Source organism: Paracoccus lichenicola, assembly GCF_009708075.1.
Classification (GTDB): Bacteria; Pseudomonadota; Alphaproteobacteria; order Rhodobacterales; family Rhodobacteraceae; genus Paracoccus; species Paracoccus lichenicola.
Genome location: NZ_WMBT01000001.1, coordinates 166,483 through 186,748, shown reverse-complemented (window position 1 = coordinate 186,748; position 20,266 = coordinate 166,483). Strand labels below are relative to the sequence as shown.

18 protein-coding genes are annotated in these 20,266 nt (G+C 68.4%); 10 read left to right on the top strand and 8 right to left on the bottom strand.

From position 1 onward, the window contains the following. Positions 1-30 precede the first annotated feature (30 nt). Entirely contained in the window at positions 31-990 is a 960-nt protein-coding gene (locus tag GIY56_RS00940; protein ID WP_154762945.1) for a polyprenyl synthetase family protein, read from the top strand. Positions 991-1,051: 61 nt separating this feature from the next. Here GIY56_RS00940 and GIY56_RS00935 read toward each other — a convergent pair whose 3' ends face one another. Genes GIY56_RS00935 through crtY form a run of 3 tightly spaced genes read right to left on the bottom strand, consistent with a single transcriptional unit; the run spans position 1,052 to position 4,595 of the window. Next, a complete protein-coding gene (locus tag GIY56_RS00935; RefSeq protein WP_154762944.1) occupies positions 1,052-1,969 on the bottom strand; it encodes a phytoene/squalene synthase family protein in 918 nt (305 codons plus the stop codon). After that, positions 1,966-3,441 (bottom strand): phytoene desaturase, encoded by a 1,476-nt coding sequence (locus tag GIY56_RS00930; RefSeq protein ID WP_154762943.1) that lies wholly within the window; start codon positions 3,439-3,441, stop codon positions 1,966-1,968. The genes GIY56_RS00935 and GIY56_RS00930 overlap by 4 nt, the downstream gene beginning before the upstream one ends. Beyond that, positions 3,438-4,595: a lycopene beta-cyclase CrtY gene (crtY, locus tag GIY56_RS00925; RefSeq protein ID WP_154762942.1), complete on the bottom strand. Its 1,158-nt coding sequence runs from the start codon at positions 4,593-4,595 to the stop codon at positions 3,438-3,440. Before crtY ends, GIY56_RS00930 begins: the two co-directional genes overlap by 4 nt. 168 nt (positions 4,596-4,763) lie before the next feature. On the opposite strand from crtY, the gene GIY56_RS00920 reads away from it, so the two are divergent. After that, positions 4,764-5,264, top strand: a complete 501-nt coding sequence (locus GIY56_RS00920; RefSeq protein WP_196053511.1) for a DUF2585 family protein — start codon at positions 4,764-4,766, stop codon at positions 5,262-5,264. On the opposite strand, the gene GIY56_RS00915 is transcribed toward GIY56_RS00920, so the two are convergent. Then, complete coding sequence (locus GIY56_RS00915; protein ID WP_154762940.1) at positions 5,236-6,450, bottom strand: glycosyltransferase; 1,215 nt, start codon at positions 6,448-6,450, stop codon at positions 5,236-5,238. The genes GIY56_RS00920 and GIY56_RS00915 overlap by 29 nt on opposite strands. Before the next feature lie 105 nt (positions 6,451-6,555). Here GIY56_RS00915 and GIY56_RS00910 point away from each other — a divergent pair, with 105 nt between their 5' ends. The 8 genes from GIY56_RS00910 (at position 6,556) to GIY56_RS00875 (ending at position 14,749) form a co-directional block, all read left to right on the top strand. Further along, positions 6,556-7,230, top strand: coding sequence for an HAD family hydrolase (locus tag GIY56_RS00910; RefSeq protein ID WP_328288397.1), 675 nt, complete (start codon positions 6,556-6,558; stop codon positions 7,228-7,230). Next, a complete protein-coding gene (locus GIY56_RS00905; protein ID WP_328288396.1) occupies positions 7,227-8,186 on the top strand; it encodes a sugar-binding transcriptional regulator in 960 nt (319 codons plus the stop codon). Before GIY56_RS00910 ends, GIY56_RS00905 begins: the two co-directional genes overlap by 4 nt. Positions 8,187-8,333: 147 nt before the next feature. Beyond that, entirely contained in the window at positions 8,334-9,656 is a 1,323-nt protein-coding gene (locus GIY56_RS00900; protein ID WP_154762939.1) for an ABC transporter substrate-binding protein, read from the top strand. Positions 9,657-9,757: 101 nt separating this feature from the next. Next, positions 9,758-10,627: a carbohydrate ABC transporter permease gene (locus tag GIY56_RS00895; RefSeq protein WP_154762938.1), complete on the top strand. Its 870-nt coding sequence runs from the start codon at positions 9,758-9,760 to the stop codon at positions 10,625-10,627. A 10-nt stretch (positions 10,628-10,637) separates the two neighbouring features. Beyond that, positions 10,638-11,462, top strand: coding sequence for a carbohydrate ABC transporter permease (locus tag GIY56_RS00890; protein ID WP_154762937.1), 825 nt, complete (start codon positions 10,638-10,640; stop codon positions 11,460-11,462). A 10-nt stretch (positions 11,463-11,472) separates the two neighbouring features. After that, positions 11,473-12,474 carry an ABC transporter ATP-binding protein gene (locus tag GIY56_RS00885; RefSeq protein WP_154762936.1) on the top strand — a complete coding sequence of 334 codons (1,002 nt, stop codon included), beginning with the start codon at positions 11,473-11,475 and terminating at the stop codon, positions 12,472-12,474. Beyond that, positions 12,474-13,247: an L-iditol 2-dehydrogenase gene (locus GIY56_RS00880; protein WP_154762935.1), complete on the top strand. Its 774-nt coding sequence runs from the start codon at positions 12,474-12,476 to the stop codon at positions 13,245-13,247. The genes GIY56_RS00885 and GIY56_RS00880 overlap by 1 nt, the downstream gene beginning before the upstream one ends. 29 nt (positions 13,248-13,276) lie before the next feature. Then, positions 13,277-14,749 (top strand): mannitol dehydrogenase family protein, encoded by a 1,473-nt coding sequence (locus tag GIY56_RS00875; protein ID WP_154762934.1) that lies wholly within the window; start codon positions 13,277-13,279, stop codon positions 14,747-14,749. Positions 14,750-14,779: 30 nt separating this feature from the next. Here GIY56_RS00875 and GIY56_RS00870 read toward each other — a convergent pair whose 3' ends face one another. The 4 genes from GIY56_RS00870 to GIY56_RS00855 all read right to left on the bottom strand — a co-directional run bounded on the left by GIY56_RS00870 (position 14,780) and on the right by GIY56_RS00855 (position 20,077). Further along, complete coding sequence (locus GIY56_RS00870; protein WP_154762933.1) at positions 14,780-15,430, bottom strand: YjbF family lipoprotein; 651 nt, start codon at positions 15,428-15,430, stop codon at positions 14,780-14,782. Next, a complete protein-coding gene (locus GIY56_RS00865) occupies positions 15,427-17,583 on the bottom strand; it encodes a YjbH domain-containing protein (RefSeq protein ID WP_230312210.1) in 2,157 nt (718 codons plus the stop codon). The genes GIY56_RS00870 and GIY56_RS00865 overlap by 4 nt, the downstream gene beginning before the upstream one ends. A gap of 148 nt (positions 17,584-17,731) precedes the next feature. Beyond that, positions 17,732-18,589: a COG3650 family protein gene (locus GIY56_RS00860; protein ID WP_154762931.1), complete on the bottom strand. Its 858-nt coding sequence runs from the start codon at positions 18,587-18,589 to the stop codon at positions 17,732-17,734. A gap of 105 nt (positions 18,590-18,694) precedes the next feature. Then, positions 18,695-20,077, bottom strand: a complete 1,383-nt coding sequence (locus tag GIY56_RS00855; protein WP_154762930.1) for an L-serine ammonia-lyase — start codon at positions 20,075-20,077, stop codon at positions 18,695-18,697. Positions 20,078-20,266 lie beyond the last annotated feature (189 nt).

Below are 20,266 nucleotides of genomic sequence, written 5' to 3'. Positions count from 1 at the left end.
CCGCAACGCCAGCCTTGAAGGACCAGTCTCATGCACCAGCAGGCATTAGACAAGGTGAACGCCGCAGCTAGGCACCCGGATGCACAGGCGGGCTTCGTGCGCCAGCTTGACCTGCGCATCGCGCACCACCTGTCGCAACTGTCCCCCGCCCCCGCCCGCCTGGTCGAGGCCGCGCGCGACGCCATGGGCAGCGGCAAGCGGCTGCGGCCCTATCTGCTGCATCTGGTGGCGGGCGACGCCGCCGACGGCGATGCCGTATTGGACATGGCCGTCGCGCTGGAGATGGTCCATACCGCGTCCCTGATCGTGGACGACCTGCCCTCCATGGACAACGCCCTGCTGCGCCGGGGCAGGCCCACGACCCATGCCCGGTTCGGCGAGGCGACGGCGATCCTGACCGCGATCGGGCTGCTGAACCACGCCATCTCGATCGCCAATGGCCTGAACGGGATGGACGACGGGCAGCGGGGGGCGCTGGTCTCGATCCTGTCGGGCGTGATGGGCTGGCAAGGGCTGGTCGCGGGGCAGGAACTGGATCTGAACGGGTTTTCCGATGCGGACGGGGCGGACGACGCGCTGGACCGGATCACCCGCATCAATGCGCTGAAGACCGGCGCGCTGCTGTGCGCGGCGGTCGAGGCCGGGGCGATCCTGGGCGGGCGCGAGGACGGCAAGCGCAGCCTGCTGCGCCGCTTTGGCGAGGATCTGGGCCAGGCCTTCCAGATCGCCGACGACCTGATCGACATGCTGTCCGACAGCGCCGCCACCGGCAAGGATTGCCAAAAGGACGTGGGCAAGGAAACCTATCTGGCCGTCTATGGCGCCGACGAGGCGCTGCGCCGCTGCCGTGCGCTGCTGGCAAGCGCCGACGAGGCGCTGGTCGGCGCGGGCCTGTCCCCCGATCCCTTCCGCTGCATGATCGACGCGATCTTCACCCCCATGCTGGACCGCGTGCCGCAGGCCGCGCCCAAGGCGGGGGCCGCGCGGTGACGGGGCTGGCGCCCCGCCGGTGCCGACGCTGTTCAGGCAACCGGACCGGAATAAGCCTGCCTTAAGGCCGGACGTAAAGACCGACCCGGCTGACGGGGACAACGCGCCGCCGTGGGCTTAGGATCGTCGATCCCACGGCCCTTGCGGCCAGCCGCATCTTTTCGCCCTTGGTGGTGGACAGCCGCCCGCTCCAGGCATCCGGTCCCTGCGCGCGCAGCTTGACGCCGATCTGGCGATAGATGTTGCGGGCGGCCGTAATGGCCAGGGCCGGGCGGCGGGGCAGGGCTGCGATACCCATGTCGGCGCTGCGGTAGTAAACCTCGGCCTCGTCCAGCAGGCGCAGGGCCACGCGGTGCAGGGCGGCGCGCTGGCCCGGGTCGTCGGGGTCAACTGTCGTGATCCCCTCGGCCCCCAGCAGGTCGCGCGGCAGATAGGTCCGGCCGATCCGGGCGTCGTCGATCACGTCGCGGGCGATGTTGGTCAACTGGAAGGCCAGTCCCAGGTCGCTGGCGCGGTCCAGCACGGCTTCATCCCGCACGCCCATGATCCGCGCCATCATCACGCCCACCACGCCCGCGACGTGATAGCAGTAATCCAGCAGGTCGCCCAGGGTGTGATACACGCGTCCCTCCACGTCCATCGCGAAGCCGTCCAGCAGTTCATCGACATGCCGGTGCGGGATGTCGCGTGCCGCGACCACGCGCGCCAGCCCCGCATAAACCGGCGCCGCCGCATCGCCCCGCAAGGCGCGGTGCGTCAGGTCGCGTAATTCGGCCAGCCGGGCGGCGGGGTCTTGGGCAACGCCCGTGGCAAACCCCGCCTCTTGCCCGTCGATCACGTCGTCGGCGTGGCGGCACCAGGCGTAAAGCATCACGCAATCCTCGTGCATCCCCGCGGGCAGGAAGCGCGAGGCCATAGCAAAGCTTTTCGACCCCACGGCGATGGATTGCCGGGCCTGGTCCAGGGTCGCGTCGCTCATGCCCGTTCCCCGATCATCAGCGAGGCGGTGGCCTCGGCCGATCCGACCACGCCGGGGATGCCCGCGCCGGGATGGGTGCCCGCGCCGACGATATACAGGTTCTCTAGCCGCTCGTCGCGGTTGTGGGGGCGGAACCAGGCGCTTTGGGTCAGGATCGGCTCGATGGAAAAGGCGGAACCCAGATGCGCGTTCAGTTCCGACCGGAAATCCAGCGGCGTGAAATGCCGCACCGTCATCAGGTCGCGCCGCAGGTTGGGGATATAGCGCGCCTCCAGGTAATCGAGGATCCGGTCGCGATAGATCGGCGCGGTGCGTTCCCAGTCGGGATCCACCGTGCCCAGATGCGGCACGGGGGCCAGGACGTAATAGGCGCTGCACCCCTCGGGCGCCAGATCCGGGTCCGTGACCGACGGCGCGTGCAGATACAGCGAGAAGTCGTCTGCCAGCGTCTTGCCCTTGAAGATCTGGCCGATCAGCTCGCGGTATCGCGGGCCGAACAGGACCATGTGGTGGCGCAGGTCGGGGCGCAAGCCCCGCAGGCCGAAATAGATCACGAACAGCGACATGGAATGGCGCTTGGCGGCCAGCTTGTCGCCCTTGGGATCGCCCAGCAGGGTGCGATAGGTGTGGACCACGTCGGCATTGCTGGCGATCATGTCGAAGGCGTGGCGCGCGCCCATGGCGTGGATGGCGGTGGCGCGGTTGCCTTCGGTCTCGATCCGGTCCACCGGGGCGTTCAGGTGGATGGTCCCGCCCAGTTCCCGGAACAGCCGCACCATGCCCGCGACCAGCGCGCCCGTGCCGCCCTTGGCGAACCAGACGCCGCCCTGGCGTTCCAGCGCATGGATCAGCGCATAGATGGATGATGTGGAAAACGGGTTGCCGCCCACCAGCAGCGTGTGAAAGCTGAAGGCCTGGCGCAGGTGTTCGTCCTTGATATGCCGCGCGACCATGGAATGAACCGACCGCCAGGCCTGCAACCGCGCCAGTTGCGGGGCGGCGCGGATCATGTCCGAAAAATGCAGGAAGGGCACGCTGCCCAGCTTCTCGTACCCCTCGCGATAGACATCGCGCGAATAGGCCAGGAAGCGGCGATAGCCTTCCACGTCGGGCGGGTTGATCTTGCGGATCTGCGCCTCGATCGCGTCCTGGTCGTCGGCGTAATCGAAGACGGTGCCGTCCTCCCAGCACAGGCGATAGAAGGGATCGACCGGCAGCAGGGTCACATGTTCGGCCATGTCGCGGCCCGACAGGCGCCACAGCTTCTTGAGGCAATCCGGGTCGGTGATGACCGTGGGACCCGCATCGAAGGTGAAGCCCGCGTCGTGATAGACATAGGCGCGGCCGCCCGGCTTGTCGCGCTTTTCAAAGACGGTGGTGGCGATCCCCTTGCTTTGCAGGCGGATGGCCAGTGCAAGGCCGCCGAGGCCAGCACCGATCACGGCGGCGGTCTTGCGGGGGGAAGTGGTCATGCAGGTCGTTCCTTCAGGGTTCCGGGCAGGCAGCGCAGCGCCTTGGCGACCGGCACGGGCGGCCGCCCGGTCAGGATGCGGGCCTTGTCGGCCAGGGTGCTGCGGCCTGCATACAGGCGTTCGATCAGGGGTTCGGGCAGGCGATAGAACCGCTCCATCACGCGGCGGCGTTCGTCGGGGGCGGCGGCCTCGAACAGCATCCGCGACAGCAGGCGGTAAAAGCCCTGCGCCCGGGCATCCGCCAGCGAATCGCGGCGCAGGGCCTTGGCGAGCGCCCAGGGACCTTGCTGCCAATGCCGCGCCACCAGATCGGCGCTGCGCACCGCATGGGGCAGGCTGTAGCCCGTCAGCGGGTGAAAGCGCAGGGCGCGCAGCCCGATGGCCGGGACGCCGGGGGGCAGGGATTTCCAGAAGGCGTCGGCATCCAGGCGCAGGGTGATCGGCAGGACGCCGGTTTCCTCGCGCACGACGGCGGCGACCTGCCAGCCCCGGGCCGCGGCATAATCCGCGATGTCCGCGCGCTGGCGGTCCGCCGACAGGTGGGCCGCGTCGGAATAATAGGTATCCTCGACCAGCAGGCGCGTGTCGTCGAAGGGCAGCAGGTAGAAGAAGCGATAGCCGTCCTGCTGCGGCACGGTGGCGTCCATGATGACGGGCCGCGTCAGGCCATGCGGGGCGGTCAGCCGCAGTTCCTGGCCCAGGAACTTCTGGAAGCGCACCTCGACCGCCGGATGGGGACGGAAGCCCCGCGCGTCGATGGCCAGGCGCGCCTCGATCCGCCCCCCGTCGGACAGGGTGAGGCTGCGTCCGTCCATCGCCGCCATCCGGGCCTGCAGCGTCGTCACGTTCGGCAACCGCTGCAACGCCGCGCCCAGGCTGTCCGCGTCCAACGAGGCATAGCCCGCCCGCAATTGCCGCCCGTATCCGGGAAAGCGCACGTCCTGCCCGTCCCAGGTCCGCCGGATCGCCGGGGCCAGCCAGGCCCGCTGCGATGCGTCCAGGTCGCCATCGTGGAAGGACCAGGTATGCCCCGCCAGCGGATCGGGCTTGGCATCGACCAGCAGCACGCGGCCCGCAGGCGCAAGCCGCAGCGCCGCCAGAGAGGCGGAAAGGCCCCCGCCCGCGATCACGATGTCAGGGGAATGCGCTGTCATATCCCGTTGATCTTGTGGCCCCTTGTCATAGCGAACGGCGCCCTTATCGTGGCAACGATGAAAGACGAACACCGTTCCGCCACCCCGCCCTTGCCGCGACGATCTGACACCCCGCTGCCGGTTGCAAGCGGTTTGCCGCGCCTGCGCGGACGGGGCCGGCAGGCCGCCTTGTTCATCGTCCTGGCGCTGGCTGTCAAGCTGGCCTTCCTGGCGGTCCTGCAACGGCCCCTGGGCTGCGATTGTTCGCAGGTCTGGGCCTTGCCCGGCGATGTGCGGCTGAATTCGCGCACGATGCTGGATCCCTACAGCCTGCTGCACCTGATCTTCGGCGCGGTGCTGGTCAAGCTGGTCCGGTGGAAGCGGCCCGACTGGCCCTTGTGGACGCTGCTGGCGGCGGTGATCGTCAGCAGCACGATCTGGGAAGTGGCCGAGAACCTGCCCGCCAGCATCGCCCTGTTCGGTTATTCCGCAGGCGATCCGCTGGCCTATGGCGGCGACAGCATCGTCAATTCGGTGGCGGACACGCTGGTCGCCACGCTGGGCGCGATGCTGGCCCTGCCGCTGGCGGGATGGGTGGTGGCCGTGATCGCCGTCGCGGCAGAGATCCTGTTGTCGATCGGCATCGGCGACGGTTTCCTGATCACCCTGTGGCGCGCGTTGGGGGGCTGACCCGCGCCTCGATCCTGTCCACCGCGCCCGCCGCGCCGGGCCAGTCGTCGGCCTGTGCGGCAAAGCTGCGCGCAGTGTCGCGAAAGCGGGGGCCGGAGAGCAGGCGCGCCACTGCCTCCCTGATCCGCGCCGGGCTGCGCTGCCAGGGTTGCAGCCGCAGCCCCGCGCCGCACTGCGCGATGCGCGCGGCCACGCCCGGCTGGTCATGGGTCAGCGGCACGGCCAGCATCGGCACGCCCGCCATCAGGCATTCCAGCGCCGTGTTCAGCCCGGCATGGGTCACGCACAGATCCGCGCGCTCCAGCACCGCCTGCTGCGGCACGAAGGGGCGGACCCAGTCGGCGGGGATCGCGCGCGCCCGATCCTCGGACAGGCATCCGGCATGGGAGACCAGCACCTGCGCCCCGGCCTGCCGGCAGGCAGCCGCGATGCGCGACAGCAGCCCCGCGCGATGGCCTTGCAGCGTGCCAAGCGAGACATAGACAAAGGGCCTTGTCCCGTCCGGCCGGATGTCGGGCGGAAAGTCCTGCGCCGCCTGCCCGCGCCGGAAGGGGCCGAGGGGGGCGATATGGGCGCCATTCACCGGGCGGGGATAGTCGAAGCCCAGCACGGTCTGCGACAGCGCCAGGCGGGGCGACAGGCAGTCCTGCAAGCGCCGCAGATCGCCAAGGTTCCAGGCCTGCGCCCAGCGGCGAATCACCCGCGACTGCGGCAGCATCAGCAGGTCGGCCACCCGCTCGCCCCCGGCATTGCGGCGCAGGCCCTGGGCGGTGGTGTCATGCGGCCAGCCCAGGAAGGGCAGGGGGATCCCCGGTTCCGGGTCCATGGGCACCGCGCAGGCGACCGAGACCAGCGGCACCCCAAGGGCGCGCGCCAGCAGGCCGGATGCAGGCTCCATCTGGTCGCCCAGGATCAGGTCGGGGGCAAGCGCGCGCAGGACGGGCAGGCCGTCGCGGCACAGGCGGTCGGTGCGGCGCGCGCCCGCCACGATCTCGGCCAGCAGGCGGCGGGGCTGCGGGCGGGCCGGGGGGCCGGGCAGGGTCACTTGCGCCGCGCCGCCTTGCAGGGCTACGCCAGGTTCGGTCAGGAAGATCGCCTCGTGCCCCCGGCGGGTCAGTTCCCGGGCCAGCGCCTCGAAGGCGCGCAGGTGGCTGGGCAGGGGCGGGGTGATCAGGACGGCGCGCATGAAGACCTTCGGGCATGGGGCACGCCCGTCCTGCCACAATCGGAGGCGGGTTGCACTTGTGCTTTCGGGTCGGTTTACCTCAGGGTGAGGGAAGGAGGGCCAGCGGTGCCGATCAAGCTGATCATCTTCGATTGCGACGGCGTGATCGCCGACAGCGAGGTCCTGTCGGCCTCGGTCCTGATCGACCAGTTGGCGGGTCTGGGGATTGTCATGACCCCCGCCGACGTGCGCCGCGATTTCCTGGGCCGCAGCTTCCCGACCGTCGCGCAGACGATCCGCGAGCGGTTCGGACAACCCTTGCCCGACCGGTTCGAGGCCGATTACCGCGCCCGCCTGCTGGACCGCTTTGCGGCGGAACTGGGACCGACGCCCGGCTTCATGGCGATGCTGGACGCCTTGGCGGTGCCCGCCTGCATCGCCACCTCGTCCAGCCCCGAACGCGCCGGGCGGACGCTGGAGGTGCTGGGCCTGGCCGACCGTTTCGCGGGCCGCGTCTTTACCGCAAGCCTTGTCCGCCACGGCAAGCCCGCGCCCGATCTGTTCCTGCTGGCCGCCGACCGCATGGGCTGCGCGCCCGAAAACACCTTGGTGATCGAGGACAGCAGCCCCGGCATCGCCGCGGGTCTGGCGGCGGGGATGCCTGTCCTGCATTACGCGGGCGGCGCGCATCTGCGCGGGGCCGAGCCGGTGCGCCTGCCGCCCGGCATCCGGTCCTTTGACAATTGGGGCGGATTCTCTCAACTGTTGGCTGATCTTCAGCAAGGAGTCCGCATCCCGTGAACGCCACCCGTTTTTCCCCCGAGGCGGTGCGACTGGACGATGCGGCGCGGGCGGGCTGGCTGTATTACGTGGCGGGCAACACCCAGGACGAGATCGCGCGCAAGCTGGGCGTCAGCCGCCAGTCGGCGCAGCGGCTGGTGGCGATGGCGGTTAGTGAAAAGCTGATCAAGGTCCGGGTGGATCATCCCATCGCGCGCTGCATGGACCTGGCAGGCGCGTTGTCGGATCGATTCGGGCTGATGTCCTGCGAAATCGTGCCCTCGGACCCCGACGCGCCCGGTCTGCTGACCGGCGTGGCGATCGCCGCGGCGGCGGAACTGGAAAGGACCCTCAAGTCGCCGGACCGGCGGATCGTCAGCCTGGGCACGGGCCGGGCGCTGAAGGCAACGGTGGAGCAATTGCCGCGCATGTCCTGCCCGCAGCATGTCGTCGTGTCCCGCCTGGGGAACATGATGCAGGACGGGTCGGCCTCGCCCTATAACGCGACGATCAGCCTGGCCGAACGGATCGGCGCGCCCCATTACCCGTATCCCCTGCCGGTGCTGGCGCGCGACCCTGCCGAGCTGGCCGCCATGCGCGGGCAGGACGCCGTGCGCAACACCATCCGCCTGTGCGAACAGGCGCATCTGTCGCTGGTGGGCATCGGCCAGATGGACCGCAGCGCGCCCTTGTTCGTGGACGGCTTCGTCAGCGCCGCCGAGATGGACGAACTGGCCGCCCTGGGCGCCGTGGGGGAAATCACCAGCTGGGTCTATGACCGCGAGGGCCGGGTGATCGACTGCGCCTTCAACGCCCGCGTGGCGTCCGCCCCGCTGCCGCGCGCCGCCGAACGCCCCGTGATCGCGGTGGCCACGGGCGAGGCGAAGCTGCCCGCGATCCGGGCCGCCCTTGTGGGGCATCTGGTCAACGGCCTGATCACCTCGGAAGCCACGGCCGAGCGTCTGCTGGCCCTCTAGGGCCGCCATCCCCCTTTGCAGACAGGAAATTCGCCGCTTTGGCGGATTGGTGTTCCATGTCAAACTTTGCCGATTGACAGAAGCCGGCAGCTTTGTGAGTATTTGCCCGTCGCCATGGCAAATGCCCAAACGACGAGGGAGGATAGCATGAACACCACTCTTCGCGCCCTGTTGGGTGCGACGGCGCTGTGCGCCACCGCCGGCATCGGTGCCGCGCAGGACAACGTGACCCTGACCATCGCCACCGTGAACAACGGCGACATGATCCGGATGCAGGGCCTGACCGGCGAATTCACCGCCGCGAATCCCGGCATCACGGTCGAATGGGTGACGCTGGAGGAAAACATCCTGCGCCAGAACGTGACCACCGACATCGCCAACCAGGGCGGCCAGTACGACATCATGACCATCGGCACCTACGAGGTTCCGATCTGGGCCAAGCAGAACTGGCTGGTGCCGCTGGAATTCGACGACGCCTACGCCGTCGATGACCTGATCCCCGCCGTGCGCGACGCGCTGTCGGTGGATGGCAAGCTGTATGCCGCGCCCTTCTATGCCGAATCGGCCATGGTGATGTATCGCACCGACCTGGCCCAGGCCGCGGGCGTCACCATTCCCGAAAGCCCGACCTGGACCGACATCATGACCGCCGCCAAGGCCATGACCGACAAGTCAGCCGAACAATACGGCATCTGCCTGCGCGGCAAGCCCGGCTGGGGCGAGAACATGGCCTTCCTGACCGCCATGTCCAACAGCTATGGCGCGCGCTGGTTCGACGCCGACTGGAAGCCGCAGTTCGACAGCGCCGAATGGAAGGCCACGCTGACCGACTATCTGACGATGATGAACGAATACGGTCCCCCCGGCGCCTCGTCCAACGGCTTCAACGAGAACCTGGCCCTGTTCCAGCAGGGCCGCTGCGGCATCTGGATCGACGCGACGGTGGCCGCCAGCTTCGTGACCGACCCCAAGAACTCGACCGTGGCGGACAAGGTGGGCTTCGCGCAGTTCCCCAACAAGGACGGCGTGGACAACCACGGCAACTGGCTGTGGGCCTGGAACCTGGCGATCCCGACATCCTCGGACGCGCAGAACGCGGCCAAGACCTTCATCGCCTGGGCCACGTCCAAGGGATACACGGAACTGGTCGCCAGCAAGGAAGGCTGGCGCGCGGCGCCTCCGGGCACGCGGACCTCGCTGTATGAGAACGCGGACTACCAGAAGGAGGCGCCCTTCGCGGCGATGACCCTGACGGCGATCAATTCCGCGAACACGCAGAAGGCCTCGGTCCAGGACATCCCCTATACGGGCGGGCAGTTCGTGGCGATCCCCGAATTCCAGGGCATCGGCACGGCGGTGGGCCAGCAGTTCTCGGCAGCCTTGGCCGGGCAGATGTCGGCGGATGACGCGCTGGCCGGCGCCCAGAGCACGACCCTGCGCGAAATGACGCGCGCGGGTTACATCAAGTAACGAGTCGAATCGTTACCGTTCGGCACCGCCCGGTTCCCTCCGCCGGGCGGTGTTCCTCGGGGCCTGAACGCGCCCCCGTGTCGCCAAGGGAGATTTCCGCCATGGCCACCCGCCAGACCCAAGGGCTTGCCCGTCTGATGCGCGCGCCCGCCATCATCCTGCTGTTCGTGTGGATGATCGTGCCGCTGTGCATGACGCTGTATTACTCGTTCCTGAACTACAACATGCTGAACCCCGGCATGACCAGTTGGGCGGGGTGGTTCAATTACCAGTATTTCTACACCGATCCCGCGTTCCTGGAATCGATCCGGAACACGCTGGTGCTGGTGCTGGGCGTGCTGTTCATCACCGTGGTCGGCGGCACCTTCATCGCCATGCTGATCGACAAGCCGATCTGGGGGCAGGGGATCGTGCGGATCCTGGTGATCAGCCCCTTTTTCGTGATGCCGCCGGTGGCCGCGCTGATCTGGAAGAACATGATCATGCACCCGAGTTACGGGGTGCTGGCGGATGTCGCGCGGTTTTTCGGCGTGCAGCCGGTGGACTGGTTCGCGCAATATCCGCTGACCTCGATCATCCTGATCGTGGCCTGGCAATGGCTGCCCTTCGCCACGCTGATCCTGCTGACATCGCTGCAATCGCTGGACACCGAACAGATGGAAGCGGCCGAGATGGACGGCGCGCCCGCCTACAGCCGGTTTTTCTATCTGGTGCTGCCGCACATGGCCCGCGCGATCACGGTGGTGATCCTGATCCAGACGATCTTCCTGCTGGGCATCTATGCGGAAATCCTGGTCACGACCAATGGCGGTCCGGGCACGGCCTCGACCAACCTGACCTTCCTGATCTATCGCGCCGCGCGGCTGAACTTCGACATCGGGGGTGCTGCAGCGGGGGGCATCATCGCCGTCATCCTGGCCAACCTGGTCGCCATCTTCCTGATGCGCGCCGTCGGCCGGAACCTGGACTGAGGGGGAACACATGGCACGCGCAGTCACCCGGAACGCCAGGATCGGCTGGACCATCGCGGCCTGGGCCGTGGCCCTGCTGATCTTCTTTCCGATCCTTTACACCATCATCACCAGCCTGAAATCGGAACAGGAGGCCATCGCGGGCTTCGACCTGATCCCGTCCTTCACGCTGGAAAGCTATCAGACGGTGCAAAGCCAGAACAACTATTGGCGGCCCTTCATGAACTCGGTCATCCTGTCGGTCGGATCGACGTTGCTGGCGCTGGTCGTGGCGATCCCGGCGGCCTGGGCGATGGCCTTCTCGCCCACGAAGCGGACCAAGGACATCCTGATGTGGATGCTGTCCACCAAGATGATGCCCGCCGTGGCCGTGCTGGTGCCGATCTACCTGATCTTCCTGCGCACCGGGCTGATGGACACCCGCATCGGGCTGACGATCCTCTTGATGCTCATCAACCTGCCGATCGTGGTCTGGATGCTGTATACCTATTTCCGCGAGATCCCGGGCGAGATCCTGGAGGCCGCGCGGATGGACGGGGCGTCCTTGCGCGACGAGATCCTGTATGTGCTGACGCCCATGGCGATCCCCGGCATCGCCTCGACGCTTCTTCTGAACATCATCCTGGCCTGGAACGAGGCCTTCTGGACGATCCAGCTGACCACCACCAAGGCCGCGCCCTTGTCGGCCTTCATCGCGTCGTTCAGCAGCCCGCAGGGGCTGTTCTGGGCCAAGCTGTCGGCGGCGTCGGTGATGGCCATCGCGCCGATCCTGGTCTTGGGCTGGTTCAGCCAGAAACAACTGGTCCGAGGCCTGACCTTCGGCGCCGTGAAATAAGGGGAAAGACATGGGACAGATAACCCTGCAAGGCGTGGCCAAGCGGTTCGGCGAGGTCGAGGTGATCCCGCCCCTGGACCTGACCATCGAGGACGGAGAGTTCGTGGTCTTCGTCGGCCCCTCGGGCTGCGGCAAGTCCACCCTTCTGCGCCTGATCGCAGGGCTGGAGGACGTGAGCGGCGGGCGCATCCTGATCGACGGGAAGGACGCGACCGATGCCTCGCCTGCGAAACGCGGGCTGGCGATGGTGTTCCAGTCCTATGCGCTCTATCCGCACATGTCGGTCAGGAAGAACATCGCCTTTCCGATGAAGATGGCGGGGATGCCCAAACCGGAACAGGACCGCCGGATCGAGGCCGCGGCCAAGGCGCTGAACCTGACCAGCTACCTCGACCGCCGCCCCGGGCAACTGTCGGGCGGCCAGCGCCAGCGGGTGGCCATCGGCCGGGCCATCGTGCGGGAACCCTCGGCCTTCCTGTTCGACGAGCCGCTGTCCAATCTGGATGCCGCGTTGCGCGTGGGGATGCGGCTGGAGATCAGCGAGTTGCACAACCGTCTCAAGACCACGATGATCTATGTCACCCATGATCAGGTCGAGGCCATGACCATGGCCGACAAGATCGTGGTGTTGCAGGCGGGCCGGATCGAGCAGGTGGGATCGCCGCTGGATCTGTATCACGCGCCGAAGAACGTCTTCGTGGCGGGCTTCATCGGCAGCCCGCGCATGAACCTGTTCACCGGCGCGGTTGCGGCGGACTACGGCGCCCAGACCATCGGCGTGCGGCCCGAACACATCCGCATCTCGGCCACGACCGGCAAGTGGCAGGGCCGCGTGGGGGTCAGCGAACACCTGGGGTCCGACAGCTTCTTCTATGTCGAAGGCACCGGCCTGGCGGAAACCGTCACCGTCCGGTCTGGCGGAGAGGTGGGGCTGCGCCACGGCGACACCGTCTGGCTGACGCCGGACGAGGGGAAGATCCATAAATTCGACACGAACGGAGACCGCATCTGATGCAACGACTGGACGGCAAGCGCGCGCTGATCACCGGCGCCGCGCGCGGCATCGGGCTGGAATTCGCCCGCGCCTATCTGGCCGAGGGTGCCCGGGTTGCCCTTGGCGACATCAACATCGACGCGGCCCGGCAGGCGGCGGATGCCCTGGGCCAAGGCGCCATCGCCGTGCGGCTGGACGTGACCGACCAGGCCTCCATCGACGCCTGCGTGGCCGAGGTCGAAGGGGCCTTCGGCGGCATCGACATCCTGGTGAACAACGCCGCCCTGTTCAGCGCCGCCCCCATCGCGGACATCACCCGCGCCGATTACGACCGGATCTTCGCCGTCAACGTCGCGGGCACGCTGTTCACCATGCAGGCCGTCGCGCGCGGCATGATCGCGCGGGGCCAGGGCGGCAAGATCATCAACATGGCCTCGCAGGCCGGGCGGCGGGGCGAGGCGCTGGTCGCCGTCTATTGCGCCAGCAAGGCCGGCGTCATCAGCCTGACCCAATCGGCGGGCCTGAACCTGATCGCCCACGGCATCAACGTCAACGCCATCGCGCCGGGCGTGGTGGATGGCGAGCATTGGGACGGCGTGGACGCGTTCTTCGCCAAATACGAGGGCAAGGCCCCCGGCCAGAAGAAGCGCGAGGTGGGCGAAGCCGTGCCCTTCGGCCGCATGGGCACCGCCGCCGACCTGACCGGCATGGCGATCTTCCTGGCATCCTCGGAAGCCGATTACATCGTCGCCCAGACCTACAACGTCGATGGCGGCAACTGGATGAGCTGAGGCTCGTCCCCCAGAAGAAAGGTTCGGCCATGGCCGTTTCGTTGAACGCATCCGCGCTGTCCCAACTGCCCGAGACCGTGGGCCGCCCCGGATACGACCGCGCCGCCCTGCGCCCCGGCATCGTCCATATCGGCGTGGGCAACTTCCACCGCGCGCACATGGCCTGGTATCTGGACCAGCTGTTCGAGGCGGGCGAGGGCCACGACTGGGCGCTGATCGGCGCGGGCGTGCGTCCGGGCGATGCCACCATGCGCGACAGGCTGGCCGCGCAGGACTGGCTGACCACGGTGGTCGAACTGGACCCAAACGGGCTGAATGCGCGGGTGATCGGGTCGATGGTCGATTTCGTCCCCGTGGATCCGCAGGCGGTGATCGCGGCCATGGCCGACCCGGCGATCCGCATCGTGTCGCTGACCATCACCGAGGGCGGATACTACGTCGATGCCAAGACCGACGGCTTTGACGCGGCCCACCCGGACATCGCCCATGACGCGGCCAACCCCGATGCGCCGCGCACGGTCTTCGGCATGATCCTGGCCGCGCTGCGGCAGCGCCGGGATGCGGGGGCCGAGCCATTCACGGTGCTGTCCTGCGACAACCTGCCCGAAAACGGCCATGTCTGCGCGCGCACGGTGACGGAGCTGGCGCAACTCTCGGACCCTTCGCTGGCGCAATGGGTCCGCCAGAAGGTCGCCTTCCCCAATTCCATGGTCGATTGCATCACCCCCGCCACGTCCCACCGCGAACGCGCCCTGGTCCGCGACCGCTTCGGCATCGACGACGCCGCCCCCGTGGTCTGCGAGCCGTTCCGCCAGTGGGTGCTGGAGGATCACTTCCCCCAGGGCCGCCCGCCGCTGGAAAAGGTCGGCGCGGAATTCGTGGCCGATGTCAGCCGCCACGAGCTGATGAAGCTGCGCATCCTCAACGGCGGCCACGCGGCCATCGCCTATCCGTCCGCGCTGCTGGGCCATCATTTCGTCCACGACGCCATGGCCGATCCGCAAATCGCCGCCTGGCTGCGCGCCCTGGAAACGCGCGAGATCATCCCGACGCTGAACCCCATTCCCGGCGTCAGCTATGACGATTACCTGGACCTGATCGTCAGCCGCTTCGCCAACCCCGAGGTGGGCGACACCATCCCGCGCCTCTGCCTGGACGGGTCGAACCGGCAGCCGAAATTCATCCTGCCCACGCTGGCCGATGCGCTGAAGAACGACCGCGACATCGACGGGTTGGCGCAAGAGGTGGCCTTCTGGTGCCGCTATTGCGAGCGGACGGACGAGGCGGGCAACGAGATCGCGCCCAATGATGATAACAGCGACGCGCTGCGCGAATACGCCATCGCGTCCCGCGCCGATCCGCTGGCCTTCCTGGCGAATGAAACCGTGTTCGGGCCGCTGGCCGCCAACCCGCGCTTTCAGGAGGCCTTCGCCCGCAGGCTGAAGATCGTGCAAACCCAGGGCGTGCGCGCCGCCATCGACAGCTATCTATCCGGCAAGTGAAAAACCGGCCCGAAAGGGCCGGTCCCGACATCAGGGCCGCAGCGTCTGGATCGTCACATAGCCCAAGGTCGGGCCGATCCACTGGCGCGACACGGCGATCTGGCCGCCCTGCACCATGTAGCTGTTCTGGAAGGTCGCGCCGTGGCCTTCGCAGTTCTCCACCGTCACGCCGGGGTTCGGACCCGCGCCCACGGTGCAGGCGAACTGCAAGGGCCGTTCCACCCCGTCGCCCGCGAAATACCGCATGACGCGCGTGCCGCTGCCCGAGGCACCGGCGCGGATCAGGGGTTCCGTCCCCGGTTCGGCCACCGACAGGTCGTTGCCCAAACCGCGCGTGCCGACCAGCATCCCGCCGCGCAGGATCAGCGCCTCCTCGGCGGGGGTCATGAAGGTGCGCAGGGCGCCGTTCTGGCCCGTCATCGCCATTACCTGCGTGCGGCCCAGGCTTTCGAAGCCCGCCTGGATCAGCGGGCCGGGATTGACGCGCAGCGCCTCGGCCGCCGCGTCCTGGGGCGACTTGGCGGGTGCGGCGGGCTGGCTGGCGGCGCGGCGTTGGGCTGCGACCTGGCCCGCCGTCTGCGCCAGCGCGCCGAACGGACCCGCGCCTTCGCTGTCGTTGCCGCACCCGGCCAGCCCGGCCAGCAGGGACGCCGCCAGCGTGATCTTCAGGACGCCGTTCATCGCCAGAACCTCCCCCAGCCTTCATAGAGTTTGACCGAATGACTGTCCCGAACCTGATCGTACAGGCGGTCGCGGACGTTCAGCTGGGCACCGCCGTCGCGCGACAGCGACCGCAGGTTGGCATCGACACGCTCGCGCGAGGGTTGCCCGGTCGCCCAGCCAAGCGGGATCGACAGCGTGACGCCCTTGTCGAAGCTGCCCTCGCCGAATTCCTCGGCAGACAGGTCGGTCTTGGTCGCATAGGCCCCGACCCGCCAGCCATTCGCGAATTCGCGGGTCAGGCTGATCGTCGCGCCCTTGTCGCCCGCCAGATACTTGCCCACGTCAAGCTGCGCCGTGAACCCCCGGGCGAATTCGTAATAGGCCGAGACATGGCCCATCGTCACCTCGTAGTCGCGGAAGTCGAACAACTGGTCGAAGTCGCGCTTCTTCACGTGGTTCACCTCGGCGCCAAGCGCCAGGGGCGAGTTCACGGGCTTCCACAGCACCTCGGTCGAGACGCCGCCATAGGCGCGTTCCAGCAGGCCGGCGGTCACGCGGGTATAGACCGTGGGCGCGGGCTTGGCATACCAGGCCAGCGTCAGTTCCGGGATCACCGGACTGGAATTGTCGCTGTACATGCGCGTATCCGACCGGACCCGCGGCACGCCCTCGGGGGTGGTTTCCAGGGCGGGGTTGGCCTCGTATTCCTCGGGCGTATAGTATTCGCCCCGCTGGCCGGGGATGCCCGGGCCGCGCCGGTCGATGTTGCCGAAGGCGCGCTGGCGCAGCGCGCCGGTCAGGACCAGCCCGGGCGCGATCTCGTAGCTTGCGCGCGCCTCGGCCCCGACCTCGTGGGTCAGCCCGTCCTCGGCGCTGAAGATGCCCAGGCTGACATAGGGCTTGATCGACCAGCGGAAGCGCGGATAGACGCCCTCGCTGCGCACCAGCCCCGGCGCGCCTGCCGGGGCGTCCGACAGGGCCGAGGCGCTCGCGATCTGGCCGGCCTCGGTGTTTTCCAGCCGCTCCACGTCCGAGCGGCGGAGGGTGACGGATGAGGTGGGCACACCCTCGGCGGTCGAGGTGATGACGAAGGTTTCCACCGACGGCGGCAGGGCGCGGGTCATCAGGCGCGCGGTGCGGCCGATGGCCTCGGCCTGGCTGATGTAGCGGCCATTGTGCAGCCGGACCTCGGCGCGGCCGGGCGACAGCGCCATGCTTTCCAGCGTCTGGCCTTCCTTGGCCATGGCCTGCCCGAGCGCGGTCTGGATCGCGGGCTGCGCGGTCGGATCCTGCGCCCAGGTGCCGGACCAGCCGTCGGGATCGGCCTGCGGGGCGGCGCGCGGGCGGACCGGGGCCGGGGCCTTTTCCAGGCCCGAGGGATAGGGCGCCTCGCGCGGGTTCAGGGCGATGGAAAACTGCGCCCCGAAGGTGTTGCCGCCGATGGTATAGACGCCGACCTCGTAGTTGCCGCCGAAGCGGTAGAAGGCGGCAAGGTTCAGGTTGCTGTCCGGTTCCTCGCCCTGCTGGAAGACCTGGCCGTTGCTGTATCGGGCGACATAATCCATGTTGGAATATTCCGCGACCAGGTTCAGCCGGTCGTTGACCTGCCAGCTGACCGAGGCAAAGGGCCGCGTGCCGCCCCGGAACCATTGGTCCACGTTGGGGGTGCCGCCCTCGTCGTCGATGTCGATGGTGCGCGGCTTGCCGGCCAGCACGCCCCAGCCAAGACCGGCGGACACGCGGACGGTCGGCGTCACCGTCTTGGTCGCGACGATGTATTCGCCCGAATAGACGCCCGTGCCCAGGAAATCCTGCAAGCCAACCGCAAGCGCCGGACGCCAGCCCTGCTCGTCCAGCACCTGATAGCGCAGGTCCAGCGACCGGTCGGTGATATAGCCGTCATCGCGGTAGTCGTTGATGCCGTCCACGCGCGAATAGCGCAGCACGGCCGTCAGCCCCGGCAGCGCCTGAAACACGACGCTGCTGCGGCGGGCATAGTCCGACCAGGAGATGGTGGCCCCCAGGGTGCCGTCCTGCAGGGTTTCCGCCGTGGGGGTGTCGATCCCCCCCGGCAGGCCAAAGGTGGACATGTTCCGCGCGTACATCGGGTCCGCCACGGCGGTCGTGCTGACCGAACCCAGGACCAGGGCCACGGGCAGGGTGGTCGCCATCAGGCGTCCGAGAAGGGGGGATCGGCGCATGGGTCGCGTGTCCTCGTTCTGCTTTTGGCCGGATCATAGGCGCAAACCGCCCCGCTGGAAGCCCGGAAACGCAACATGGCCGACATGGTGCGTCCTTGCTGCCGCAGGGGGCGGGCGATCACTCGGCGGGTTCGGGCGTGGTTGTCGTGCCGGTCGTCCCGGCAGGCGGCAGGGTGCGCAGTTCCGGGACGATGGGCGCGGTGCCGGTTGCCGGTGTTTCGGCCGCCGGGGCCGTCGTGGGGGCAGGAGGCAGGTCCGCCGTGCCTTCCGACGCGGGCGCGGGAGGGGTGGCCGCCGGAGGGGTGGCGGGCGGCGTCTGGTTCTCGGCCTCGGGCGCGGGGGTGCTGGCCGCCGGGGCGGGCGTTTCCTCGGCTGCGGCGGGCGTGGGGACCGGCCGGGCGGCTGCGGGGCGGCGGGTCGTCGTGGCCTGGCGCGGCGCGGCGGGGGCGGGGGCCTTGATGGCGGCGACGGCCTGGGCCACCTCGGGCGTGGCGGCGGAGGCGCAGCCGGTTTCCGTCCTGCCCGACACGGTCAGGCGCGCGGTGAAGGGAAAGTCCTGGTCCGCCATGCTGTCCTGGCAAGGGGCGGCGCGGACGTTCAGCACGAAGGGACGGCCCGCATGGACGCCCACGTATTCCACGCCCTGCGCGAAGGCCAGGCGGTTCACCCGGATCGGCCGGCCCTTCTGGTTGTCCGGCGTCTTGTAGATCGCGGTGCCGCCCGCCACGTCCACGGCCCAGAACGGTTCGTTCCCGCGCGCGCTGAAGGCCGCGGTGTTGTAGGTCGCGGGTTCGGCGGTGGACACGGGGCGGATCTCGGCCCCTGTCTCGATCGGCTGTTCCAGGGGCGAGACGCCCGGCGGTCCCTTGTGGCCCTGGACCTGCGGTTCGGCATTGCCAAGCTGGGGAAGGTTCATGCCCTCGCAGGCAGCCAGGGGCAGGGTCATCAGCGCGATGAGTGCAAGACGCGGTGTCATCGGTCAGCCTTCTATGGGGATCACTGTCGCGCCAGCGTTAGCAACCGCCGCGCGGCGGCACAAGCACGGGACGGCACTGGCGGCAACAGCCCGCCGCATGGCCCATCAACAATTCGGCACGTTGACCGCCAGCCCGCCCAGGGATGTTTCCTTGTACTTGTCCGACATGTCGCGGCCTGTCTGGCGCATCGTCTCGATGGCCGCGTCCAGCGGCACGAAATGGGTGCCGTCGCCGCGCAGCGACAGGCTGGCCGCGCTGACCGCCTTGATCGCGCCCAACCCGTTGCGCTCGATGCAGGGCACCTGCACCAGACCGCGCACCGGATCGCAGGTCATGCCCAGGTGATGTTCCAGGGCGATTTCCGCCGCGTTCTCGACCTGCTCGGGCGTGCCGCCCAGGACCGCCGCCAATCCCGCCGCCGCCATGGCGCTGGCGCTGCCGACCTCGGCCTGGCAGCCCGCCTCGGCGCCCGAGATGGAGGCGTTGTGCTTGACCAGCCCGCCGATGGCCGCAGCCGTCAGCAGGAAATCGGGGATGTCGCGTTCGGACGCGCCGGGCACATGGTCCAGCCAATAGCGGATCACCGCGGGAACCGTGCCCGCCGCGCCGTTCGTGGGGGCGGTCACGACCTGGCCGCCCGCTGCGTTCTCCTCGTTCACGGCCATGGCGTATGTGGACATCCAGTCGTTGATGACATGGGGCGCGGTCAGGTTCATGCCGCGTTCGGCCAGCAGCTTTTCATGGATCGCCTTGGCGCGGCGCTTGACCGACAGCCCGCCGGGGAGGATGCCGTCAGTGGCCAGGCCCCGGTCCATGCAGTCGCGCATCACCTGCCAAATCCGCATCAAGCCGTCGCGGATCTCGGCCTCGCTGCGATAAACGCGTTCGTTGTCATGCTTCATCCGGGCGATGGACTTGCCCGAGGCCTTGGCCATGGCCAGCATCTCGGCCGCGCTGGCAAAGGGAAAGGGGACGGCAGGCGCATCGTCGCTCCGCTTCTCGTCCCCCTTGCGGGCCAGCTCCTCGTCCGTCAGCACGAAGCCGCCGCCGATGGAGTAATAGACGCGGTGAAAGATCACGTCGCCCTGCGCGTCCGTGGCCGAGATCGTCATGCCGTTGGCGTGCCCCGGCAGCGCGTGGTCGTAATCGAAGCGCAGATCGCGGTCGGGGTCGAAGACCAGATCGCCCAAGCCATCAGGCGACAGGACGCGGGTTTCCCGGTTCCTGGCCAGCGCGGCCTCGGCGGCTTCCGCATCCAGCGTGGCGGGGACGAAGCCCGCAAGGCCCAGGATCGTGGCCCGGTCGGTCGCGTGGCCCTTGCCGGTAAAGGCAAGGCTGCCGTGCAGGCTGGCACGCAGCCCGTGCGCCTTGAAGGGCTGCTGGCGCAACTCGTCCAGAAAACGCGCACCCGCGACCATCGGCCCCATCGTGTGCGAGGACGAGGGGCCGACGCCCACCTTGAACAGATCGAAAACCGACAGGAACATGTGTCCCCCTTGTATTTTGGCTTTCATCTAAGCATCTGCCCGGCCAAAGGCCATTCCGATTGCGGCAGGCTTGCGGGATCTTGGCGACACGGGCACCGCAAATTGTCTGCCTTAATGATGGGCAATGTGCCTGTTTTATGTGCAATATTGCAGATGGTCAAACAAGCGGCACGATGGCCCGCCGCGCAC